This window comes from Mesorhizobium sp. IMUNJ 23033, from assembly GCF_044778005.1.
Lineage (GTDB): Bacteria > Pseudomonadota > Alphaproteobacteria > Rhizobiales > Rhizobiaceae > Mesorhizobium > Mesorhizobium amorphae_A.
The window spans coordinates 109,963-132,661 of the sequence record NZ_JBJACT010000015.1 but is presented as its reverse complement, the minus strand read 5'-3'; the positions used below and the strand labels follow the sequence as shown (position 1 = coordinate 132,661).

At 58.9% G+C, this 22,699-nt stretch carries 16 protein-coding genes and 3 pseudogenes; 11 read left to right on the top strand and 8 right to left on the bottom strand.

Annotated features, from left to right (window positions below; translation table 11 throughout):
- Positions 1–242 precede the first annotated feature (242 nt).
- The 8 genes from ACFX5Q_RS18070 to ACFX5Q_RS18035 all read left to right on the top strand — a co-directional run bounded on the left by ACFX5Q_RS18070 (position 243) and on the right by ACFX5Q_RS18035 (position 7,913).
- Complete coding sequence (locus ACFX5Q_RS18070; RefSeq protein WP_404280197.1) at positions 243–509, top strand: GCG_CRPN prefix-to-repeats domain-containing protein; 267 nt, start codon at positions 243–245, stop codon at positions 507–509.
- A gap of 184 nt (positions 510–693) precedes the next feature.
- On the top strand, positions 694–849 hold the full coding sequence (locus ACFX5Q_RS18065) for a hypothetical protein (RefSeq protein WP_404280194.1): 156 nt from the start codon (positions 694–696) through the stop codon (positions 847–849).
- Positions 850–1,037: 188 nt separating this feature from the next.
- Complete coding sequence (locus ACFX5Q_RS18060; protein ID WP_404280192.1) at positions 1,038–2,789, top strand: ABC transporter permease; 1,752 nt, start codon at positions 1,038–1,040, stop codon at positions 2,787–2,789.
- Positions 2,790–2,830: 41 nt separating this feature from the next.
- Positions 2,831–4,150 (top strand): AAA-associated domain-containing protein, encoded by a 1,320-nt coding sequence (locus ACFX5Q_RS18055; protein ID WP_404280190.1) that lies wholly within the window; start codon positions 2,831–2,833, stop codon positions 4,148–4,150.
- A gap of 819 nt (positions 4,151–4,969) precedes the next feature.
- On the top strand, positions 4,970–5,530 hold the full coding sequence (locus tag ACFX5Q_RS18050; RefSeq protein WP_404280188.1) for a cytochrome b: 561 nt from the start codon (positions 4,970–4,972) through the stop codon (positions 5,528–5,530).
- A gap of 85 nt (positions 5,531–5,615) precedes the next feature.
- Entirely contained in the window at positions 5,616–6,662 is a 1,047-nt protein-coding gene (locus ACFX5Q_RS18045; protein WP_404280186.1) for an acyltransferase family protein, read from the top strand.
- A gap of 106 nt (positions 6,663–6,768) precedes the next feature.
- Positions 6,769–7,752 carry a DUF1402 family protein gene (locus ACFX5Q_RS18040; protein ID WP_404280267.1) on the top strand — a complete coding sequence of 328 codons (984 nt, stop codon included), beginning with the start codon at positions 6,769–6,771 and terminating at the stop codon, positions 7,750–7,752.
- Positions 7,753–7,769: 17 nt separating this feature from the next.
- Complete coding sequence (locus tag ACFX5Q_RS18035; protein WP_404280184.1) at positions 7,770–7,913, top strand: hypothetical protein; 144 nt, start codon at positions 7,770–7,772, stop codon at positions 7,911–7,913.
- Positions 7,914–8,094: 181 nt separating this feature from the next.
- On the opposite strand, the gene ACFX5Q_RS18030 is transcribed toward ACFX5Q_RS18035, so the two are convergent.
- From ACFX5Q_RS18030 to ACFX5Q_RS18020, 3 genes and pseudogenes are all read right to left on the bottom strand, one after another.
- Entirely contained in the window at positions 8,095–8,721 is a 627-nt protein-coding gene (locus tag ACFX5Q_RS18030) for a transglutaminase-like cysteine peptidase (protein ID WP_404280182.1), read from the bottom strand.
- Between the two features lie 733 nt (positions 8,722–9,454).
- Positions 9,455–9,629 (bottom strand): annotated as a pseudogene (locus ACFX5Q_RS18025) (proline racemase family protein); the annotation flags it as partial.
- A gap of 55 nt (positions 9,630–9,684) precedes the next feature.
- Positions 9,685–10,812, bottom strand: coding sequence for a DUF3800 domain-containing protein (locus tag ACFX5Q_RS18020; RefSeq protein ID WP_404280179.1), 1,128 nt, complete (start codon positions 10,810–10,812; stop codon positions 9,685–9,687).
- Between the two features lie 433 nt (positions 10,813–11,245).
- On the opposite strand from ACFX5Q_RS18020, the gene ACFX5Q_RS18015 reads away from it, so the two are divergent.
- A complete protein-coding gene (locus ACFX5Q_RS18015) occupies positions 11,246–12,970 on the top strand; it encodes a caspase family protein (protein WP_404280177.1) in 1,725 nt (574 codons plus the stop codon).
- Positions 12,967–13,932: an alpha/beta fold hydrolase gene (locus ACFX5Q_RS18010; protein ID WP_404280175.1), complete on the top strand. Its 966-nt coding sequence runs from the start codon at positions 12,967–12,969 to the stop codon at positions 13,930–13,932. The genes ACFX5Q_RS18015 and ACFX5Q_RS18010 overlap by 4 nt, the downstream gene beginning before the upstream one ends.
- Before the next feature lie 171 nt (positions 13,933–14,103).
- On the opposite strand, the pseudogene ACFX5Q_RS18005 reads toward ACFX5Q_RS18010, so the two are convergent.
- Positions 14,104–14,737, bottom strand: a pseudogene (locus ACFX5Q_RS18005) (tyrosine-type recombinase/integrase).
- A gap of 336 nt (positions 14,738–15,073) precedes the next feature.
- Positions 15,074–15,382: pseudogene (locus tag ACFX5Q_RS18000) on the bottom strand (transposase); the annotation flags it as partial.
- A 331-nt stretch (positions 15,383–15,713) separates the two neighbouring features.
- On the opposite strand from ACFX5Q_RS18000, the gene ACFX5Q_RS17995 reads away from it, so the two are divergent.
- Entirely contained in the window at positions 15,714–16,106 is a 393-nt protein-coding gene (locus ACFX5Q_RS17995; RefSeq protein ID WP_404280172.1) for a hypothetical protein, read from the top strand.
- Between the two features lie 114 nt (positions 16,107–16,220).
- Here ACFX5Q_RS17995 and ACFX5Q_RS17990 read toward each other — a convergent pair whose 3' ends face one another.
- From ACFX5Q_RS17990 to ACFX5Q_RS17980, 3 genes are all read right to left on the bottom strand, one after another.
- Entirely contained in the window at positions 16,221–17,306 is a 1,086-nt protein-coding gene (locus ACFX5Q_RS17990) for an RES family NAD+ phosphorylase (protein ID WP_404280170.1), read from the bottom strand.
- A 505-nt stretch (positions 17,307–17,811) separates the two neighbouring features.
- On the bottom strand, positions 17,812–20,625 hold the full coding sequence (locus ACFX5Q_RS17985) for a phospholipase D-like domain-containing protein (protein WP_404280168.1): 2,814 nt from the start codon (positions 20,623–20,625) through the stop codon (positions 17,812–17,814).
- A gap of 292 nt (positions 20,626–20,917) precedes the next feature.
- Entirely contained in the window at positions 20,918–22,321 is a 1,404-nt protein-coding gene (locus ACFX5Q_RS17980; RefSeq protein ID WP_404280166.1) for a hypothetical protein, read from the bottom strand.
- Positions 22,322–22,699 lie beyond the last annotated feature (378 nt).

The window sequence follows — 22,699 nt, the reverse complement described above, 5'->3', positions numbered from 1 at the left end:
CCAATCAAGGCAAAGTGATCGTTGGTCTATCAATGTGAATAGAAAGCGCAGGAGGCCTGAAATATTCTCGTTTTGTGACCCTAGCCCCCGCCCACAACCCCCAGGGATCACGAGAGGGCATGATCTCAACTCCTCATGTCGTTCCACGCCCCTCTAGCTCCCGGCTAGAGGGGCGTGGGTTGGCGCGTCGCACCGACTGGAATGGCTTTCGCAAGAGGTCTGTGCGTTGGAGAATACAGTAAATGCTCATCAGACACATTCTACCTATCGCCATGGCGGCGGCCACACTGATGCTTTCGGGCGTCGCGTCAAATGCTTTGCCAATGGCAAATCCTGCTGTCGCACCGGCCCCCATCGAGAACGTCGGTTGGAGATGCGGCCCTGGCTGGCACATGAACAGATGGGGGAATTGCGTTCCCAACCATCCTGTGTTCGTTCGCCCAGTTCGTCATTGGCACCCGCCATTTTGGTTCCACCATCGCTGGCATCCCGACTATTGGGGTCGCTGATCGCGAACAGGCTTCGTCGAAGCGTCCGCATCGGCTTCGGTGTGCGGATTTTCGCCCGGATGATATTCGTCGAAACAGCTTTCGGGCGATTACGCGTTTAACAAACTCGATCCTGACTCTCAGCGGGCCTCCTGATCTGCGGGGAACCTCCCGTTCAGCACCTCGCCGAGAATGTCGGCGGCCATTGACTGCCACACCGGTCGATGAAGGCTTCCTGTTCGCCTTTCCGCATGTCGGCCAATGGTGCGGCCGCTTTTCGCAGAGCCGGCCCGCACTATTGGGAGCATCCTTTGCCACCGCCGCCATTGTCGTCCCGCTTGGCCATGGCGTGCGCGGGTAGCTGCACGCCGACCACAAGCCCGCAAGGCGACGGAGTTTTCAATGTTCCAAATCGATGCCGCTGTAACCGCCTGGATTAACACGTGGGCGGGGCGGGCCCCCAGGATGGACCTTGTCATGATCTGGGTTTCGACACTCGGCGTGCCGCTTCTCATGCAGAAACCCTCATTCGGACAATGAGGCCTCACCATGATTTTCCTGCCACACGACCGCACCTCGCAACGCGAAGCCGCTCAGCTGACGCGCAACCGCATCATGCCCAACAGCTACGACCTCGTCGCGCTGGCGATCATGGCGGCGCTGATGGTGCTCCTGGCGCATGGCGCCACCCCCATGCGGGCACCGGCCGAAATGCTTTCGACGACGCCAGTGACGCTCGATATCGCCAACTTGCCGGAATACGCGCTGCGCACGACGCTACGCATGTTCGCGGCGATCATCGCATCGTTGCTGTTCACCTTCACGGTGGCGACGCTCGCCGCCAAGAGCCGCCGCGCCGAGATGATCATCATCCCGGCGCTCGACATCCTCCAGTCGGTGCCGGTGCTGGGCTTCCTGACCTTCACCGTGACCTTTTTCATGGGGCTTTTTCCGGGGAGCCAGCCCGGCGCCGAATGCGCTTCGATCTTCGCCATCTTCACCAGCCAGGCCTGGAACATGGCCTTCTCGTTCTATCAGTCGCTGCGCACCGTGCCGCGCGATCTCGACGAGGTGAGCCGCGGCTTCGGCCTCTCGGCCTGGCAGCGCTTCTGGCGCCTAGAGGCACCCTTCGCCGCGCCTAGCCTGGTCTGGAACACCATGATGTCGATGTCAGGCGGTTGGTTCTTCGTCGTCGCCTCGGAGGCGATCAGCGTCGGCAACACGACCGTTCAGCTCCCGGGCATCGGTTCATGGCTGGCCCTGGCCATCGACAAGCAGGATTTTCGCGCCCTGGGCTGGGCCGTTCTGGCAATGGCAGTCCTGATCCTGCTCTATGACCAGCTGCTGTTCCGGCCGATCGTCGCCTGGGCCGACAAGTTCCGCTTCGAGCAGACCGCCAGCCAGGAAAAGCCGCGCTCCTGGGCATACGATGTGTTCCGCCGCGCCCGTCTCGTCATGACTCTGGCTGCTCCGTTCGCCTGGGTATGGCAGCGGCTGATGCTGTTGCGTCTGAGCAGCCGGCGCTCGTCGCTTGTCCCGGCCGGTGGGCAGACGTCGCGGCTCATCGATCGCCTGTGGCTTGGCTTCGTGTTCGTGCTTGGCCTTTGGGGGGCGTTCACGGCCGTCTCATACATGCATCGGACGCTCGGTTGGAGCGATGTCAGCGAGGCGTTCGGCGGCGGGCTGGTGACGCTCATCCGCGTCATCGTGCTGATTGCCGTCGCCAGCCTGATCTGGGTGCCGATCGGCGTCTGGATCGGATTGCGGCCGGCGGTCGCCGAACGGGTCCAGCCGCTGGCGCAGTTCCTGGCTGCCTTTCCCGCCAATGTGATGTTTCCCTTCGCCGTCATCGCCATCGTCGCCACTGGCGCCAACCCCAGCATCTGGCTGTCGCCGCTGATGGTGCTCGGCACGCAATGGTACATCCTGTTCAATGTGATTGCCGGAGCAAGCGCCTTTCCCGCCGATCTCAAGGAGGCCGCCGCCGTCTTCAAGCTGCGCTCGTGGTCGTGGTGGCGCTACGTCATCCTGCCTGGCATATTTCCCTACTATGTCACCGGCGCTCTCTCCGCCTCGGGCGGCTCGTGGAACGCCTCGATCGTTGCCGAGCTGGCAAGCTGGGGCAACACCAGGCTGGAGGCCTTCGGGCTCGGCTCCTACATCGCCAGAGCGACAGAAGCCGGCGATTTCCCGCGCGTCGTGCTCGGCATCGCCGTCATGTCGCTCTTCGTTACCCTCTTCAACCGGGCGCTCTGGCGTCCGCTCTACGTCTTTGCCGAACGTCGCCTGCGCCTCGACTGATCAACCATCCACCTTCGCCACCCGACATGGGGAAACCGATTATGAACGAATTCGTCACCGCCAAGGCCAGCCCGCTCGTCGACGTGCGCGGCGTTTGCCAGACTTATGACAAGGGCAATGCCGGCCAATTGGTCGTTCTCGACGATGTCGCGCTGACCCTTCGACCGGCCGAGATCGTCGGGCTGCTCGGCCGCTCCGGCTCGGGCAAGTCGACGCTGCTGCGCTCGATCGCCGGACTGATCGCGCCGAGCAAGGGCACGGTCACCTTTGAGGGAAATCCGGTCAAAGGCACGCCCGACGGCATCGCCATGGTGTTCCAGAGCTTTGCGCTGTTTCCCTGGCTTACCGTCCTGCAGAATGTCGAGCTTGGGCTCGAAGCGCGCGGCGTAGCCACGGCCGAGCGGCGCAAGCGGGCGCTTGCGGCAATCGACCTCATCGGCCTCGACGGCTTTGAAAGCGCCTATCCCAAGGAGCTTTCCGGCGGCATGCGCCAACGTGTCGGCCTAGCCCGCGCGCTTGTCGTGCATCCCAAGGTTCTGTTGATGGATGAGCCTTTCTCGGCGCTGGACGTGCTGACGGCCGAGACGCTGCGCACCGATCTGCTCGATCTGTGGTGCGAGGGGCGCATGCCGATCGAGGCGATCCTGATGGTCACCCACAACATCGAGGAAGCGGTGCTGATGTGCGATCGGGTGCTGATCTTTTCCTCCAATCCCGGACGGGTGATCAGCGAAATAGGGATCTCCCTGCCGCAGCCGCGGAACCGCCTCGACCCGGCTTTCCGCGCGCTGGTCGAGGATATCTACACCCGCATGACCGCAAAGAAGGGCGACGGCGCGCCGGCCCGCGACGGTATCTTCCCCGGTTCCGGCATTGCTATGACGCTGCCGCGCGTCTCGACCAACCTCATGGCCGGGTTGATCGAAGCGGTGGCCAACGAGCCCTATAACGGCCAGGCCGATCTGCCGCCGCTAGCCGCCGGACTGCAGCTGGAAGTCGACGATCTGTTCCCGATCGCCGAAACCCTGCAGCTCCTGCGCTTTGCCGAACTGGCCGAGGGCGATATCCACCTGACCCCGGCTGGCAAGCGCTTTGCCAAAAGCGACGTCGACGAGCGCAAGCGGCTCTTTGCCCAGCAGCTTGCCACTTACGTTCCGCTCGCCGCCCATATCCGCCGCGTGCTCGACGAACGCGCCGGCCACAAGGCCCCAGCACGGCGCTTCCGCGACGAGTTGGAAGACCACATGTCGGATGAATACGCCAACCAGACTGTGCGGGCGGTGACGAGTTGGGCGCGCTATGCTGAACTCTTCGCCTATAACGAGCAGGCCGACCTGTTCACGCTAGAAAATCCCACTTGAGGTTAGTGTTATGGTCACAAGCACGAGATCGTCCCCGAAGCTCATCAAGTCCAGTCGTTCCCTTCTCGACTGGATCGCCTCCTCGGCTGCCGTTTCGATCGGCCAAAAAATGCGGGCAATGGCGGTTTGAGACTTCCCATCTGCTACAATCAAAAATCTTACCTTCGCCATGACAGCGCACGCATTCGATCGTCTGTGACGTCATACCATGCATTTGTCTGACAAGGACTCTCGCAACAATCGGAGCCGGCTAACTACTGCCATTTGCCGAGTTTTCAAAATAAACGAATGCGTGAGCTACGCGTCGAGTTTGAACGCCTTATGGCTAGGCCGGTAGGACGTAGCCAGCGCGAAGGCGCTTAGAGCAGAAGGTTCTAAGGCACTATGAAGGCGTCTGGCTCGTCAATCGACAGGACACGACCAACTACGCCCGGTCAGTTCGTGGCCGCGAACTCGGGAAGAGAAGCTCGACAGGTCGTTCGTCTCAGACAAGATTCACAAGGTTCGACTGACGCTGCTCGCACCTGATCTCGCCGATGCAATCCTCAATGGGCGTCAGCCGCCAGCGGGGAGTTTGTTAATGCGCCGGCTGCCATTGGAATGGAAGCGGCAGCAGCGCGATTATGGCTGATGCTGAAGGCTGATTCTGATCCGATCAGGTTATTCGCTGCAGGGCCGCTCTATCCCATCGGGCCGACTCCCCGGGAGAAGAAAGGGCGTTTAAACATTACGAATCCGTAATAAAAAAGCCGTTGCCAGGGTCGCCGTTTTACCAAATTTGGGCGGGAGGTTTAGGACGGTCATAAACTGGAGCGCCCGATGCCGGCCGACGCCTATTCACCAACTCAAAAAGCGCTGCATTGGCTGCTGTTCGCTTTAGTATTGGGTCTCTACGCGCTCACCTATGCGGAGGCCTTATTCGTCCGAGGTGACCCAAATCGAGCCGTTGTTTGGTGGCTTCACATCTCGTTCGGCCTACTGCCGGCCGTTTTGGTGGTTTGGCGCCTGTTGTTGCGTCTGGGGAGAGGCGCTCCTCCGCTTCCTACATCCATGACAAGTGTAGAGCGCTCCTTGGCTAAGGTCGGTCACTTCGCGCTATACGCGCTGCTGATCGCAATTCCTGGTCTAGGCATTCTTCTGACTTGGCTGAGGGGTGACGCCCTGAGGTTCTTTGGCCTGTTCACGATACCAGCGCCCTTCCAGGCGAACAGAGATACCGCGAGAACTATTCAAGAGCTTCATAGCCTCTGTGCCAACGGGATTTTGATCCTTGCCGGGAGTCACGCCTTGGCTGCTCTCTGGCACCATTTCATCCGAAAAGACGACGTTTTGGAACGGATGCTGCCCCAAAGCCAGCAACGGGGGGCCGTCAACGGGTAATCCCGCGGCAGCAACAACTCCCGGGTTGGCAAAGCCAATGGGGCGAAATTCGAGCGGCGATCGAGGCGGTAGAAGGGGACCTTTAATGTCGCTAGCCACAGGCAGGCCATCGCAAATCCTCTCCATTCAATATGTTCGCGGCATAGCCGCCATAGGAGTTGCTGCCTTCCATGGATCACTGCTGACGAATGTCAGCTTCTCTGTCGGGAACGCCGGGGTGGACGCCTTCTTTGTAATAAGTGGCTTTGTCATGTGGCTGATCACGTCTGGTCGCAATGTGACAATGGCAGCCTTTTTTGGTCAGCGGATCAAGCGGGTCGTGCCAATCTATTGGGTCGTAACTCTTTTTCTCGCATTAGCCGCCTCCCTAAAGCCAAACCTGTTTCCTCGCGAAAATCCGACGGTGCCGCACGTTGTGGAGTCACTACTTTTTATTCCTCACGTCGCCCCGAACGGTGCCGCTTGGCCTCTTCTTATCCAGGGCTGGACATTGAATTACGAAATGTTTTTCTATCTTCTGGTTGGGTTGTTGCTTATAATATCGGCCTCTACGAGGTTAGCAACTCTCACTGTCTTCATCGTGATCCTGACCTGCATCGGCCGCCTTTTTCCATTCGTCGACCGGATTGCACTTACAGATACGTCGCCATTGCTGCTTGAATTCTTGGCTGGCGTTTGGCTCGCGCAGGCGTGGATCAGCGATCGCCTTCCCCCGGTCTGGCTTGCGTGGTCTATGCTTTGGAGTGGCGCATCGGTTTTGGTGGCGTCAAATTGGCTCCCAAATGTTGAGGGCTTCAGAGTTTTGATTTGGGGCATCCCCGCACTTCTCATCCTCACCGGTCTTGTTTCCCTGGAAAAATCTAAGACCATCAGACCGCGACTACGACTGCTTAAATTGCTAGGGGATTCATCCTATTCAATTTACCTGACCCACTCTCTGGCCATCCTCGCGATCACGGTTTTGCTTGCGCGGATTGGCGTGAATATCGCGGGCCAACCTTACCTGTTAGCTCCGATTCTGGTTGGTGCGGTAGCGATAGGTGTAGTGTTCTATTGGCTAGTGGAAAGGCCGCTAGCTGGCTTGCTCAGACCAGTCAGATTTCCCCAAAATATCGGAACACAAGATCCTTAAGGCATCGGGCGCAACTCTAGACGCAGGAGCTGCCGCGCGCCCCTGATTTGCAGCCTCACCCCTCGTTCTCCAGCGACTATGTCCCTCGACCGCGAAAAGGCGCTTGATGATTGCCTTGCAGAGACTTTTTCCGATCCTTTTGCTTGCCGTTTTCCCTTCGGCCGGCATTCTCCCTGCTCAAACGGCTTATGCTGACACGCCCGTCATCGTTCCTCCCGGAAACCGTTTCAATACGCAACCGGCCGTCCCCAATGCATCGGCGGTTCGAACGCGCGCGTTCAATACGACCTACGAGGAAAAATACGACAAGATCATCGCGCTGCTGAAGCGTGAAAAGAAATTGATGGCGCACATCAAGGAAGTCGCGGCGGTCTACGGCATCGACCCGATACACATTGTCGGCGCGCTGGTCGGGGAACACACCTACAATGTCACCGCAGTGGATTCGGTGCAGACCTACTACGTGAAGGCACTCTCCTACTCCGGTCTCGACTTTTCCTTTCACTACAAGGGCGTGCCCGTACAGACTTTCGTCGAACGGCCGGAGTTTTCGGCATGCGCGAAAGCGCAGGGCAGCGCAGCGTTGTGGAGCTGCCGCGACATGGTCTGGACCCAGCATTTTCGCGGCAAAACGATCGATGGCGTCGTTTATGAGCCGATGACGTTTCAGCAGGCGTTTTTCCAACCCTTCTTCGCAGGCCAGACATTCGGCCTCGGGCAGATAAGCCCCCTCACCGCCCTTGAGGTCACGGACCTCGTCAACCGGGTGAGCGGCTACGACAAACTGACACCCGATCACCCGCAAGCGATATATCGCGACATCATGGATCCCGATCGTAGCATCGTCTACATCGCCGCCATCGTGCGTGACGCGATCGACGCCTACAAGGACCAGGGCTTCGACATCTCCGGCAATCCGGGAATCACGGCGACCCTCTACAATGTCGGCCAAACCAGGCAGCGGGCGGCCGAATTGCGCGCAGCTGTGACGAGCGGAAAGGGCCGTAAGCTACCGGCCGAGAACTATTATGGCTGGCTGGTCAACGACAAACTCGACGAACTGAAAATCTTGCTCGACGGCGGGAGCTGAAGAAAGGGCGGGACCATTTGACGATCGAACAACGCTTCTTCGGTCCGATCTGCGCCATCGTGCCTTTGGTGAAAGGGATGATGGGAACGAACCGGCGCCGGTTCCAGATCGCAAACGTGCTGTCGGCGATCGTTGGGCGCTCGCCTTTCCCCGATGGCTAACGCCAACGTGCGGGAAGTTTCGCCGAACTTGGTACCACGAGCGCGCTCGGCCTCGCGGGGTCGTGGCGGTCCACAGCGGGAGAATGGGGCGCGATCGGCAGCGGCGATTCAGGACGACATGCACTTCAACGTTAGTCGTTGAGCCGACAAGGTTGACGATCAGCGAGGAAGGCGTGCGCGATTATTGAACAGAACTGACCAGCGGCGCGTCGCCGCCAAGGATGGAGACCCAGTGCCCGGTGTTGTCGCTTGCCTGTCTCTTCAGGTAGCGATAGCCCGTCTTACTCCACAGGCGAACCTTGTCGGTAAGATTGTCGAGGATGAAGTCGCCCTTGTCCGTGCGCACGGTTAGCACGGCGTGGCCTTCGCCGTCCGGCTTGCGAACAACCGTCATGAGCAGATTGGATACGGCAACGCCGGCGCTGATGAGCTCGCGTCGCTTTTCGAGCGCATAGTCCTCACAATCACCGAAGCCGTCGTCCGGATAGGACCACCACTCCTCCTTGCCATAATTGTCCATGTCACTCATCGGCTTGATGCGCGTGTTGACCGAGACATCCACGGCAGTGACCTCGCGCAACAGCTTGCCGGTCATATGCTCCGGTTTGTTGTTGGGGGAGCGGATCGCACATTCGGCGGGGTGGATCTTGCAGAAATCATAATGGCCGATCGGCTGCGACGTCGGGCCGCCGACAGTCATGGACAGGCCGGCGGCGTTCGCCAAACTCAGCGCCGAGGGGAAAGCGATCAGAGCTATTGCAAGCCCCAGACTCCGCGCCGCGCGACGCCAACCCATAGAGCATGCCATTGCGGCCCCACCGTCTGCCGTTTGTTAACAGAAAGCTAAGGCTGAATTCTACGGCGTGTCAATGAACGCGCATGACCTATCCCTGGCGGTCGGCTGTTTGCGTTGCCGGCGTGGTGCCCGCGCAACACAAATTCCCAGCGCGGACTTTCAGGCCGAACCGGTCGCGGCACTTTCGATGCCTTGAAGCCAGCCATCCCATTGTCACGCACTCCGAGACCTGCTTGCAGGGGCTGGCCCAAAACTCGCGCCCTTGTTCCCCCGCCGGAAGGGCGGGGTCATCGCAAGTAAAGATGGTTGCGGGGACACGCAACCACCGATACCGACAATCACTGATCGTTTCGATTTGAGAATGCAAGGCCGCGCCATGTTGGGGAATTTCGTAGGCACGGAGTATGACATCAAGTAATTGATTTTATTATCTTTTTCGTGGGCACAAATCGAGAATCTCCTGTATCGTCCCGTATGGTTCCGCGGCTCAATAGCTCGGACCCCGATTCTCCAGCGAACCTGCTGGCGTCTGGCAGATGATGTCCCTGGCCTCGTCAGCTGCCGCGTGCCTCCCTAGCGCCAGTAGCTGACGCCGCTTGGCGCATCGGCGAATGTCCGATTGGGGCCGAGAGCCGACAGGCAGCTTTGAGGCATTGATTTTCAGAAGCGGTCCTTCAGATCCTCAGAGCATCGACCTGATCTGACCCAAAGCAGCGGACATGGCGAAGAGGCGGGCATGCCGTAATCGAATCTGGAATCCGTTCGCCAAGGGATCGCGGTCATCGACGAATATGGTGTTGTGATCGATGATCCTCGCCCAGCCGCCGACGCTTGGCCGATTGCCCTTGAATGGCCCAACGTCGACCTCCGCCTCGATACGGTCCCTCGAACACCGTGCCAATCAGGCTTTCCTGGCGGAACAGCCTCGTTGGCGAGAGGACGCACCGCCCGCTGACGACTCCTCACGTCTGATCGTCAGGGAAAACGCAATTCAGTGCGGCGAAAGAAGTCCTCCATCCCGTCAAGCGGATCGCTCGCCGCGTCTGCCCGGCGGGCGAGCTCCTTCAGGATTTCCCTTCCGATTCTGACCCGGCGGTCGCCCGTCCTGACGAGGTCAGGCAGGAAATCGACGGAATGAGAGTGGAGTTGGTGTTCACGCAGCCAATTGGCGGCGGTTCTCGCCGCATCGCTCTCGGAGACAGTCGCGTCTAGGCTCATTCCGGCCAGCAGGTCGGCCACCTGTATTGTCGGATGGGTTTCGGAGGACCCAAATTCCACAGGGACGACGAGGTTGCCTCTGATTTCATGTGACATCTTGCCGTCCGTAAGCGAGGTCGACTGGTCCTGACCTACCCAAGCGTTGAATAGGTCCACACCCGCCGCCAACGGCTTCGAATCGTCGCAAAGAAGACGCAGCCGAGGATACCGATGGCCCCAGAAGAAGAACAGAAGCGAGAATAGGGCGGTGCTGGTAAGGTCCAGCGTCCAATTGGCGCCATTCCCGGCTTCCGGTCGCAGCGACGTGGATTTGTGCGCGATGGTCTTGGCATAACCCCGACAGAACCGCAGGATACGGTCCATCTCGATCGCTTGGCTTCCGCCGCGCGAGAAGATGTTTGGAGCAACAGCCGGATCGAAGGTGCGCATGAACCGCTGCATCTCCTCGGCCAGTTCCGCATACTCTGCGGGGCTCTCGCGCAACAGGACGTAGATCGCCGTCATCAGGTAGCGGTGGAAATCGGCTCGGTAGAACAGCACGCTGTTTTCGGCAAGAACTGGCTCGAAGAAATATTCGACGAACTTCCCAGCTAAGGCCGCTTTCTTGTTGTGGACGACAACCTTGGCCCGCCCACGGGTCAAGGCGCACAGGTCCGCGACGATCCTCGTCCAGTCCCCCCTCTTCTTGAGCTTCTTGGCTTTCAACTCGGTGCCTTGTAGGAGGCGGTGTCTTGCGCGCAGTTCGGCGATCAGCGAAGCAGACTCTTCCACGGTGAGGTCATGGGACGCGTAGACGAAGTAGGGCTGTTCCTCGTCCAGGAGACGAGGTCCGGTGAACCCCGCCTCGTCGAACGAAATTAGTCGGCCTTCCAAGGGTGTGCTCACGCGGTGCTCCATCTCTGGGCAGGATCGAGACAAGGTCGGAGTGCCGCCTAATCTCATGGTCATTGCGAAATAGCATGCAACTCGCCTCGTCGTACAATTGCCATGGACCACATCTTGAGATGTTCATGGCCCTCGATCAACGCTGACAGACTTGCGCTTCTGATGGGGCAGTCTGTTCAAAGGCAGCGGCCTCCACGAGCCGGCTCAATGCCTTCTTGATGCCTTGGACTATTGTCGATGGGTCGACAACAGGCCTGCGCGATGGCGCTCCCCCGTTACTGTAACGTGTGCTAATGTAGATTCTGAGCGCGGTCGCTCTCAAGCGGCCCGTTAACTGGTTGGGGGGCTGGGAATGAGGCGGCGTGACGTTCTAGCACTCGGCACGTCACTAGTCGGGACATTGGCCGCTCGGCGGGTATTCGCGCAGGACGACGTGCCGAAGACTCGTGCGGCCGTAGTCATAGGCGTCGATCAGCCGAGAGGCTTGCCTCGCCTCAGCGGGGCTGCATCAGGTGCACGCACGTTTGGCAACTGGCTCGAATCCGAAGGGTTCGATGTCAAGCTATTCGTCGATGACCAGGGGCCGGTGGAGATCAAGCCGATCACCGACGCCATGAAAGAACTTGTGAACCGACCCACGCTTGAGCAGTTGGTCGTTTACTTTTCCGGCCACGGGTGTGTGCTCCTAGATTCGGAACGCTGGTTGCTTTCTGACGCCCCCGAGGATTCGAACGCTGCAATCACCTTCCTACCCTGCTTCGCGCGCGCGCAACAATTTCCAATACCCAACATCGTATTCATCTCGGACGCCTGCCGCTCGAAACCCGACACCTTCGGAATGGCGCAGATCAGCGGCAGCTCACTGTTCCCCGCTCCCGAGTTGATCTCGACCCCATTTCAACCGCATATCGACACCTTCTTTGCCACCATGCCCGGTCATACTGCCTCGGAAGTGTCGGTGGAACAGAGCGTGTCCGAGTACGAGGGGATCTACACGTCGGCATTTCTGGATGCTTTCAAAAGGCCAACCCAGCAGATGATATTAGATCTGGGTGGAGGCCTCAAAGTTGTGCCCAACCGAAAGCTTGAGGAGTTCTTGTTTACGGAAGTCAGGAAGCGAGCGAGGGCTCGTAGTATACAACGCCCTCAATTTCCTCAGACAAATGTTACTGCGCTCGATGAAATGTACATCGGGCGAGTGGCCGCCGATGCACAAATCCAGGAATCGGGAGCGCCCGAGCCTAATGTCTCCGACGTCGTTAGAGCGGCGTTGGTGGCGGTCGATCCGCGTCTTACTACGGCTCGCGCCGACTTCAGTCAGGATAGTATCGATGCCATTGCCGAGGAGTCGGGCTTCACCCACGCTCGTGATGCAATCCTCTTAGCCACGTTTCGCCAAACACCTGGTTCGTTGTTGACATCTGGAATCAGGATCATAGGAGCACAGGTCGAACGTGTTGCTGCTGCGCCCGGGGTCCGGACCGAACTCGTGGTTGTCGAAGGTCAGACTATTGTTCACGTGGAGTATGAAGGTCCCGCCGCGACCGTCGCTATCCAATTCAGCGATGGCAACGGTACTGTCGCTGCTGGCTTGCGCTATTTCGTTGCAAATATAGTCGTCGATGGCGGCTTAGTAAGCAGCGTCAGTTATGACAGCGAAGGAAACCCTCCGAACGATCAAATCCGTCGATTGCAAGCAACGGTAGCCGCAGCCGCGCGACTCGGAATTTTCCGCATTCAGGGCTCGGGGGAAGAGAGGATGCGGCAGGCCGTTGAACTGGGCAATTCGCTTCGCATGGGCAAATTCGCCGACCCGACCCTTGGGATATATGCAGCTTACGCTTACAATGAGGCCGCTTTTTCGGACAGGGTGCACTCGGTTGCCCAACTAATGCGCGACGATCTGGGTGCCCAACTCTTCGATGTTGCGATGCTGGCGGGAGAACTAACCGGGCGAGGTCCCGATCTTCCGGCTGATATCTTCCCACAGTGTCCCATGCTGTCGCAGGGTTGGAATTTCCTGCAAGCGGCGGACGTACACCTTCCGGTGATTTATCAAAGCGCTCAGCATTATTTGCTGCCAGCGCTTTGGACCACATTTGCGCGGCCTGGAATGGATCTCATTGTCAGTGCTTTGCAGGAGGGGAGATTGAGATGACAGGAGTTTTTACAATTAACAGGCGCAGGCTATTTAAGCTCGCTACTGCGGTAGCACTGTTAAACAGCCTGCCCCCACGCGCTGAAGCGGCGCCTCTGAAACTCCTCTTCGTGCACGGTCGGGGCCAAGGCGGTCTCAATCCAGTCGATCTCAAGACCACTTGGCTCGAAACCTTAAAACAAGGCGCCGCCGCGCTCGGCAGGCAGGTTCCCGCCGATATCGATATCACCTTTCCGTTTTACGGGGACGCACTTGATGAATTTGTTCGCCAATCGCAGCTTCCTTTGCCATCGACGATTCATGAAAAGGGTGGCGCGACACAGGATGAGTTCTTGGCGTTCCAGGCACTAATCGCCGAAGATATCCGCAAGCGCGCAGGTGTCACCGACGCTCAGGTTGATCAGGAGTACGGCGCCAATCCGAAGCCGAGAGGGCCTTTGAACTGGGAGTGGGTCCAGGCAATCCTGCGTGCCATCGACAGGCATGCACCAGGCCTCAGTCAGAGTTCGATCGAATCCTTCACACGCGACGTATTCCTCTATACGACCAATTTCGCGGTACAGGATGCGATTGATGCAATTGTGGCTCAACAGCTTACCGAGCAACCGACGATTGTGGTTGGGCACTCTCTCGGTTCGATTGTTGCCTATCATGTTCTTAGAGCCCATCCTCAGATGAGCGTGCCGCTATATGTGTCGGTAGGCTGCCCGCTAGGGATTACTTCGATTCGTGATCAATTCCGTCCGTTGAAATACCCGGTTGCGGTGAGCGCTTGGTTTAACGCTTTTGACAAACGTGACGTCGTCGCTCTCTATCCGTTGGACGTTTTCAACTTTCCCGTTACGCCGCAAATCGAGAATTATGACGAGGTGGACAATCAAACTGATAATCGTCACGGCATTGCAGGCTACCTCAACAACAAATCAGTCGCAGCGAGAATCCTCGACGCGGTTGGCACATAGCGGACGCGCTCTGCCATCCTGCTAAGATCGAAGCCTTCGATAGGGGCGCTTGGCGGGACAGCAAGCGAGCAGGATGCTTCGATTTTGCTCCCCCAAAAAATCCAGCCCCGAAACTGGGCGGTAGCCTTGCAGAAATGATGGCCCCTCGACGAATACAAGAGGCCACCACGATCAGATCTCGGTACCCTCGGCGAGAGTTAGCGCGTCCTCGACTTCCACCTCCAAGATAGCGAACCGTATTCTCGATCTTGGTGTGTCCAAGCAGGATCTGGACAGCTCTCAGGTTGCCTGTTGCCTTGTAGATGATCGAGGCCTTGGTTCGTCGGAGCGAACGTGTGCCGTACTCTTGACGCTGCAGACCGATTGCCGAAACCCATTCGTCAACCAGCCGGGCGTATTGCCTTGTGCTCACGGGGGCCGATCGATTGATTCTGCTTGGGAAGGCGTAATCTTCGACAGTCCCGCCACGCCGTTCAAGCCATGCCAGCAGGCTCGCACGGACGTCAGCCATCAGCTCAAACTGAACGGGCCGACCTGTCTTTTGTTGCACAACCATTGAACGCGTAGGGATTTCGGAACCGACGACCAACGTGCCGATCTTAATCTTCACGAGATTGCACCCACGCAGCTTGCTATCTATGGCGAGATCGAAAAGGGCGCGATCACGTAGCCGAGCTTCGCTATCCAAGAAAAAGCGGATCGCCCATACCTGTTTCGGTCTCAGCGCTCGTTTCGCACCGACCTTCCTTCCTGCATTCCAAGCGCGTCGCTCCTGTGCTCCGGGATCGTACTGTGAAACTCCCATGACGTTTCTCCTTCGGCCACCACGGCCGGAAGGAAACGGATGGACTGTGAAGTTTGCTTTTGGGCCGTGTATGGACGGCTCTCCGTTGGCAAGGGTTCTATTTGAGCGCTCTGCAGTTGCTGGTTGGTGCGGCCATGTATCCGACCTGTAGGTGCGGCTCTTCATATGCCGCTGGCCATAATGCCATTCGCGCGGCTCAGGTCCCGATCGAAAGCTCGCACTCGAAGGTGCACGGCCCAATTGGGTTCTCCTGATCCGGCGGTATCAACCGGCTTTGTGCATTAGCTCCTGTCCGCCCTTTCCAACCTCGTCGGCGTTCGCTCGCCTTGTCTCGTTCTATGCGATGACCGGCTCCCTGTAGCGCTCGCCGCTTGTCATCAACGCCCAGACCATCCGGGCGGTCTTGTTGGCGAGCGCAACCGCTGCAACCTTGGCCGTTCGCCGGGTCATCAGTTGCACGAGCCATGGCCGCCTAGTCCCGTTCCGCTCGGCATATCGGATGACCGCCATCGCGCCGACCACGAGCATCTGGCGCAAGTAACGATTGCCGGCTTTGGAGATGCTGCCGAGCTTCTCCTTGCCCCCGCTTGAGTTTTGCTTCGGCACGAGCCCGATCCAGGCCGAGAGGCAGCGCCCAGACTTGAAAGCGTGCGCATTCGCGGGGCTCGAGAGCATCCGGCGTACGGTCGCGTCATGTGACAATGTCTGTCTTGTGAGCAAGACCGGCGACGACCACGCCGAAGATCGAGCGGTCATGCTGAAGCGCGGCTGGATCTTGTTCGAATTATTCATTTGCCGAAGCAATTCCAAAAGGCCCGTATCCCTCTATGAACGCGAGGGCGGATCGGTTTCTTTCGGCCGCGACAAGCAATTTTCAAATACCTTTCCTGACCCGGGCATGCCCCGCTGGACTCCGTGGAGCATTTGCACCCTGGCTCATTCATCGAGGGATTGAATGCGCGAATGGGGGGACCTGATGTTTCTGAGCCAGATACTGTACGCCGAACTCGCTAGACCAGAAAGCTTCGCGCCGTTACCCAAGATTGACTATGGGGTGCCGACGCGCCTTTCCAACCGCGAGCTGATCTCCATGGAGTTCAGGGGTTCGACGTCGCTTTCGCATCGCCTGCCCGAGGCATATCTCCTCAAATGTGAGATCCTGACCCATCGATGGGACGAGGAGCCTATGTGGGAAGTCGTTATCATCTGGAGACCACCCTCACCCCCGCTCGGCCGGTGGCATGACCTTGCGGGCAGCAACGTAGATCACATGCAGATTGACTGGGAGCAGCAATCATCCCCGCTCTATCCGGGTGTACGGTTTACGCTGTCGCCCGAAGGTCTCCGGTTCCGCGCACAGCATCGCTAGCTGCCGTCGCCGGCACAAAATGACGTGTGTCTGCATTGCCCGGACGACACCAGCTCAAGGCCCCGTTTGGCAGGCCCACTCCGCGGCGCATTCGCGGCTGCCTCTAGTCTTAGTCTAGTAGCGTTTCGCCGCGGCGAGGCCCAACATTTCCCGGACGCCAACCAAGGATACGAGCCTGTCGATCTCCAGTGGCGGGACAAGAACCACTATATTGGTGCCTTCCTCGTTCTTGGTGGATGCGTAGCGAATAGCGTCATAACCGGCCGATCGTGCACAATCGGCAACAAAGCGGGAGAACACATACTGCTTTTTCTGCCAGCCCTCCCCACTGCGGGGAGCGGCCACAAGCGCCGAGGACGCCAGGGAGCCCATCAACTCGTAGCCGGGAGTGTCTTCATCGATGTCTACAAGGTCGAGAAGGACTAGCTCCTGGCATGTCGTCAGTTCGGCTATGTGGCAAGGCTCCCCTGGCATCCCGATCTCGGCTGCTGCGACCTCTGGTGTGTTAGCCAGATAGAGCATCGGCGCACCAGCATGATTGAAGCGACCCTCTCCAACATATCGTGCGGGCGGCGGCGCATATGTCATCAGCACGTCGGTCGCCTGCCCCAAGGCGGAGATACTGGACGAGACACGGGCACGATACACTGGGAGGCCCGCTGGCAAACGAGTAGCAATCGTGACGGCATTGCGAATATGGACCAGAACGCGCCGGGCGAAGTCGTGTTCGAGCAGCAGGAACGGTGTCACATCCCCGATAGTCAACAACTCGTCGATCTCGCGTTCGATCTCTTCGGCGTCACTGAAATGGTGCTCGTAGATCCAGATATTGCCGGTGGCGAATTCCATGCATCTCCCGCAGCGAACGAAATGTCGAAGCGTCGAGATCTCCGTTGGGCTCCAGATTCCCGGCAATCTCGAGTTATCGACCGCGTAAAAGGCCTCCATCGACTGCGTCTGGAATTCCATCGCCCGGAACGCGACATCTGGCCAATGGGCGCGAAAATCGCTGTAGCAGGCGTCGCAGCAACAAATGCTGGAGGCGAAGTCGGAATCGATTTCGTCAGACAATGCGTCGTTAAATACGTCAATCTCATCAAGGGCGACGGTCAGAAACGGCCCTATGGCGTTATCCGGCCTAACGGACTCATGCGGCAGCGCATCACTTGTTATCCATCGCGGTCCACTGGGCTTTACCATGCTGCTCCTATCAACCGTCCACTCGCCCAACGACAAACCCGGCCATCTGTCCCGTCTACGGTTTCGGGGCTAGCTTTGATCGCCATCCTGCACAATCCCCCGGCTAGCCCGGGTTGAAACTTGGTAATTTCTTTCCCTTGTTACCCCAGTCGAACAACATAGGTCTCCTTCAAAAAGGGATGTCCCCGACGTCGGGACCTGTGGCCAGTTTGTAAGGAAATCATGCAGGGCTTTCAGCTTTCCCAGCAACTCGTCGAACGTAATGATGACCACGTCGCGTTGGCTGTTCCGGTAAAGCTCGAAGGACTGCTTCACCCACCTCTCCGTTGGGTTGGTGCGAATGTAAGGTAGCTCGGCGACGTCCGTCAGAACGACGACGGTCAAGAAGGACAAGGGACACTTCGAATGGAGCCCGCGTGGCGGGCGTAGCTCCGACGGGATTCTGAACCGTCAGAATCTTCTGCATCTTGTCGTGCCCGCTGAGCCCTAGGTTCTCGCGGCCAGGCTAGCGACCGAGGACCGTCGCGAGCGGCACCGCAACGTAGCCGACTGGAGGCGTGGTCTCGGTGCCGGGGGTCATGATGATGGGTGGGGGCAGCGACTCATCGAGCTTGGCCTTGCCGATCCGGCCCCAGTCATAAAGGAACAATTCCTCATAGAAGCGCGCAATGTCGCGGTCGTAGAAGATGAGGCTCGCGTCACGGTTAAAGCCGGTACCTGAGGTGGTCCAGTTGTGGCTGCCCACCAGCACGGCCTCGCCGTCGATGATAATGCCCTTGGTGTGGCAGTTCTTCTGACTACGGATCCAGCTCATGTCGAAGCCGAAATCCTTGGCGCCGGTGAGCGTGTCGCGATCGTCCGAGCCGAAGCTGCGGAAGATGATGCGCACGTCGAGGCCCTCGCGTTGCTTGGCGAGCAGGGTGTCGAGGAGGCCGCGGTAATCGCCGCCGATGGTCTTGGTGTTGAAGCTCTGGTTCTGGAAATAGACCGTGCGCCGGGCCGACTGGATGAAGGGCACGACCGTCGCGATGTAGTTGTCGGGGGTGAGGACCGGGTGGACGTCGAGCGAGCGCTTGCCGGCCAGCGGCTTGAAATAGCGCGGCCTGGCCGACGCCTCGAGTTGATCGCGGACCATATCGGCCGGTACGAAGACGATGGGCTCGAGCTCGGCGGGCGCCTCGGGCACCGCCTTGGCGTCGGCGAGATCGCGCAGGATGTGCTCCTCGAACAGCGTGGCGAGATCGTCATTGTCGAGGATGACGTGCCACTCGCGGTTGTAGAGGCGGAGGGCGGAGCCGGCCTCGTCGGCGTTGGCGATGGGATCGACGTTGGGCTGGTTGGAGCTCTGCCAGCTGCCGCTGGAGAGCCACACGCTGGCGTGGTCGCGGACGGCGACCTTGATGTGGTAGGCGGAGTCGAAGATGCCGTTCTTGCCGGTGCTGGCCGCCGCGAACTGGAATTTCGCGCCCTTCTTATCACGGATTTTCTCGACTGTCTCGACGTCGGTGAAATCATCCTTCTTGATCGAGCCGGTGATGTTGCCGCCCAGTTGCAGCACCATAGCGATGGTCTCGGCCTGGACGTTGACGGCGTTCAGCACGCCTTCGACGACATGAGGCGCGCCGAACTCGTACATGGCAATGGCCAGCGACTTTTTGGTCGAGCTCAGGAATTTCTGCAGCTGCGGCCAGCCGGCGTCGGGACCGGAATGGATGACGAAGCCCATCTGCGCCTTGCGCCGATCGAGCGGCAGATCGGGGCGCGGCTGGTAGTTGGTGTGCCAGGTCTTGGGCGCCTCGTCGCCGGTCGACTCGCCCATGAGGTCGGCGGTCGAGGCGACGGTGACGTCGGTGCGGACGCCGTCAATATAGCTGGGCAGCGGCACCACGCCGCGCGATTGCAGCGAGCCCATGCCGACCTTGCCCTTGACCGAGATGACCACGGCGCGCTGATCTGTGATCTCGCCGTTCTCGAAGCGGTAGCCGGGCTTGATGGCGACAACGTCGTCGCGGTTGGCGAGAAGGGCGCGAGCCTTGCGCACCGCCTCCATGAGGCGGGGCTGGTCGACCACTGCGGCCGCGCCTGGGTCGGCAGGCGCCGCGGTCGAAACGGTTGCCGCGGGCGAGGTAACCGTTCCGGCATCGACCGTGGCCTGGAAGGCGGTGCCGCCGAGCTCTACCGTGATCTTGAGTGGGATGGTGATCGACACGGCGCTTCCCTGCGCCGTGATGGTCCCGGTGTTGCCGGCTTTTGTTTCGGCCATGTCGATCGATCCTCCATCCAAAAGTGCCCGTGCCCGGGCGAGGCACCGCTTCACCACTGCAGCCGGAACGGCGTCATTTTCGACGAACTCGACCCCGCGGTAGTGGAGCCCCACGACCTCGCCAGTGCCGATATCGACGACAGGCGAGCCCGAGTTTCCGCCCAACGTTGAACAGCTGTGGGTGACAACTTCGTCGTTGGCGCCGAGCAGCGTACCGACGGCAACGCGCTTCTTGTCGAAGACGCCGCCGAAGATCTTTTCGGCGAGCGCAATATCGGAGAAGCGGGTGTCACGGGCGGGATAGCCGACCACGGCGACGGGCAGTTTGGTTCGCGGCGCTTCGGCTGACAATGGCAGCCTCCTCCGGCCGACGATGGAATCGGTCGTCGCCAGCTTGAGGAAGGCGACGTCGGGTCCACCTTCCGGCGCCATCCAGACGATGCGCTCGACCGGGATTTCCGCAGATGCCTGGTTATCGAGTTCTTCGAGGAAATCGACGCGGACGCCGATAGGTCGGCGCGCGTCGAACCCCAGGCGAAAGGTGAAGCCGGCACCGCTGGCTTCGGCAAAAAGCGTCGCGACGTGCCGGTTGGTGACCACGAGGCCATCGTCGATCACCCAGCCGGTGCCGACGAACGGGCTGTCCTCGCCGTAGTTCTCGACATCGATGCGGCCGACCGAGAGCAGGGTGCGCGTCACGGTCGCCGAGTTCGCGTCGAGCAACTTGCGCCAGGCTATGGCCTCGGCGCGGGCACTGTCGATATCGACGATCCCGTTTCGGACGACGAAGACCGGCGTCCCGATGGCGAAGACGATAGTCTCGAGCTCTCCCACAGGCGGCGCTGGACCGCCGAGCCCCTCGAGGGTAGCTGGCGCCGGGGCTGAGCCTGCAGCGCCGACGCGGGCTTCGATCGCCTTACTGGCACGCTTCACCCAGGTGGGTTGGGCCTTTCCCGGCACGAGCATGGCGTTGATGTCGGCGCGGACGTCGGCACTGCTGGCGTCGGCGATCCGGCTAGCAACGGTGCCGATGCGGTGAGTATCACCTACGGTCACAAAGGTCCCCTACGACCGCGTTAAAAAGTTCTCTGCAACTTACAGTAAAATCGCATCCAGCAAAGCAGTTTCAGTTCATCACGAAGTGAACATCAATCGTATATTGCTGCATATGCATGAGTGCTGTCACAAGCTGTCACAAAACCAAGTTGCGTCCCCTCTAAAAATTCACTCCGCGACCGTCGCTGCATCGAGTTGGCATTGCATGTATGTTCACCGCGCATAGGGCCGGGATCTTACTCTGGTCGTGATCGCTTCGATTCCGGCCTTACACAGTCCGGGAATGGAGCCCTTATGAGGTTTCGATCTGTGCCCTCTCCGCTGTCAGCACTCTGATCTCCTCATCTAGATCCCGTGCCCTCAACTGCTCAGCCTGCCTAATTTCGTCAACGATGTCGTTCATCCCGGGAACGAGATAGTTTATTCCACCCCCACCGAGGGCCTCCTCGAGTTCTCGTTTGGCTTGGGCAATGGCGTCAGGACGAAACATTCCTTGACTTATGTAATATCCTGCCAGCTGACGGACGAATTCCAACTTCAGTTCCTCCATCCTTACTTCAATGTCGACTTCCTTAAGCTTCTTTAATTCTTCAATTTGTTGGTCTATATTCGCGATCCGGTCTCTCTTCTTTTCATCTTCTGTCCGGGTGTCAGGCGGGTTCTTGAGATTGTTCAAGTCTCCCGAGCATGCTTGTTCAAAGAAGCTCTCCGATTGATATGTGCTCGGGACCGCTATGACCGGCCCAAAAACCGATAGTTCAGGGGCATTGCCGCTGAGAGAATGGTCGACGGTAATGCTTGGAACTTCCGACAGTCGCGCAATTACCGCGTAGTGGGCCTGAACCAAATTCCCGATGTCAGAGCAAAGTCGATCCGCCTTACCTGTGGCGGACATCTCACCGGAGGAAAGTCCGGTTGCAATGGGTCGAAAGAAACCCTCAAGCCGCTCGAAGTGGCGGGTCCATTGGCTACCGAAAGCGGTCCAAAAAGCGTTGTCTCTCGTACTCCTGATTGAGCTTGGTAGGTTCAAAACCGAATTCACGGATGATTGGTATTCATTCTGGCTCGTAGCGAATAAGTTTCCGACTGCCGCGTCAAATGATGCCCGTCTCGTAAAATAATTGTATATCTGGATAGCCACTATTAGCATAATTATCGTGACCAAGGCGATCCGAACGCCACGAGGAATTGCGTTGACGATACTAGATATATTTACGCTGTTGGCAGTGAGGCTCCCGATGTCTATCCATGAACCGCCACGATTGTAAGCCGAACTGCGGTGTCTTACGTTCTCAACCCGAAACGCCCCATCAGTGACGACGCTATCCGCCTTCAAGAGTAAGGCAGAGGTGTCGATGTTAGCAAAAGAGATATCACCCTTGGCCTCCAGATCCTTCACATCGACCAACCAAGCTTTGTCGACTGGCACGTTCCTGCGCAGCGCTTCCTCAACAATAGTCACTGCAAGTTTTCTGATGTCAGGGGAATCTCCGATCTTGGATTTGCTGAGTGCGGCCTCCAATCTGCGCCTCGCGGAGATATCTTGCGGGTCTTTCTCAACGCCGGAGTAGTCGACTTCGGAAATGTCCGATAGCTGCTTCTTCAGCTGGCCGTACAAATCGACAATCAGATCGGAACTTACTTTGGTCAGTGCAGCCGTTGCCCCGGCTACAATGGCAGCTACGACAACGGACATAGCTATTCCCCTCGATGATGCAGGCTCAATCGCACAAAATCACAGTTCGAGGACATATTCTATAGGACAGGCCAGAGCCGACCATGAATGGCATCGCTCAATAGGCAACTCGGGCGCGCCGGCCAACCTCAGCTTGGACATCACAGGCGCGTTCAACGAGCAACTGCCTCAGCACATTGGCGAGCCCAGTCACTCGCTGGGAGGCTCAAAAGGCCGAAATCAGGCGGCAGGGGCAATGCGCACGATCGCGGACTTCGCCCCAGTTCCTAGACCAATTCGGCACGGCTGAAGCTGTCCTCTGCGCACATGGTCTCTCCAATTGAGTTGTGTGAAAGAAACAAGCAAGCTGACAACCCGGTCTGCAGTCGAAAAGCCGAT

Bases quoted from the DNA above. Each gene is read 5' to 3' on its own strand.
- ACFX5Q_RS18055 (WP_404280190.1), top strand. From the start codon at position 2,831: ATGAACGAATTCGTCACCGCCAAGGCCAGCCCGCTCGTCGACGTGCGC.
- ACFX5Q_RS17990 (WP_404280170.1), bottom strand. From the start codon at position 17,306: ATGGTAAAGCCCAGTGGACCGCGATGGATAACAAGTGATGCGCTGCCG.
- ACFX5Q_RS18010 (WP_404280175.1), top strand. From the start codon at position 12,967: ATGACAGGAGTTTTTACAATTAACAGGCGCAGGCTATTTAAGCTCGCT.
- ACFX5Q_RS17980 (WP_404280166.1), bottom strand. From the start codon at position 22,321: ATGTCCGTTGTCGTAGCTGCCATTGTAGCCGGGGCAACGGCTGCACTG.
- ACFX5Q_RS18060 (WP_404280192.1), top strand. From the start codon at position 1,038: ATGATTTTCCTGCCACACGACCGCACCTCGCAACGCGAAGCCGCTCAG.
- ACFX5Q_RS18045 (WP_404280186.1), top strand. From the start codon at position 5,616: ATGTCGCTAGCCACAGGCAGGCCATCGCAAATCCTCTCCATTCAATAT.
- ACFX5Q_RS18050 (WP_404280188.1), top strand. From the start codon at position 4,970: ATGCCGGCCGACGCCTATTCACCAACTCAAAAAGCGCTGCATTGGCTG.
- ACFX5Q_RS17995 (WP_404280172.1), top strand. From the start codon at position 15,714: ATGTTTCTGAGCCAGATACTGTACGCCGAACTCGCTAGACCAGAAAGC.
- ACFX5Q_RS18040 (WP_404280267.1), top strand. From the start codon at position 6,769: ATGATTGCCTTGCAGAGACTTTTTCCGATCCTTTTGCTTGCCGTTTTC.
- ACFX5Q_RS18070 (WP_404280197.1), top strand. From the start codon at position 243: ATGCTCATCAGACACATTCTACCTATCGCCATGGCGGCGGCCACACTG.
- ACFX5Q_RS18030 (WP_404280182.1), bottom strand. From the start codon at position 8,721: ATGGCATGCTCTATGGGTTGGCGTCGCGCGGCGCGGAGTCTGGGGCTT.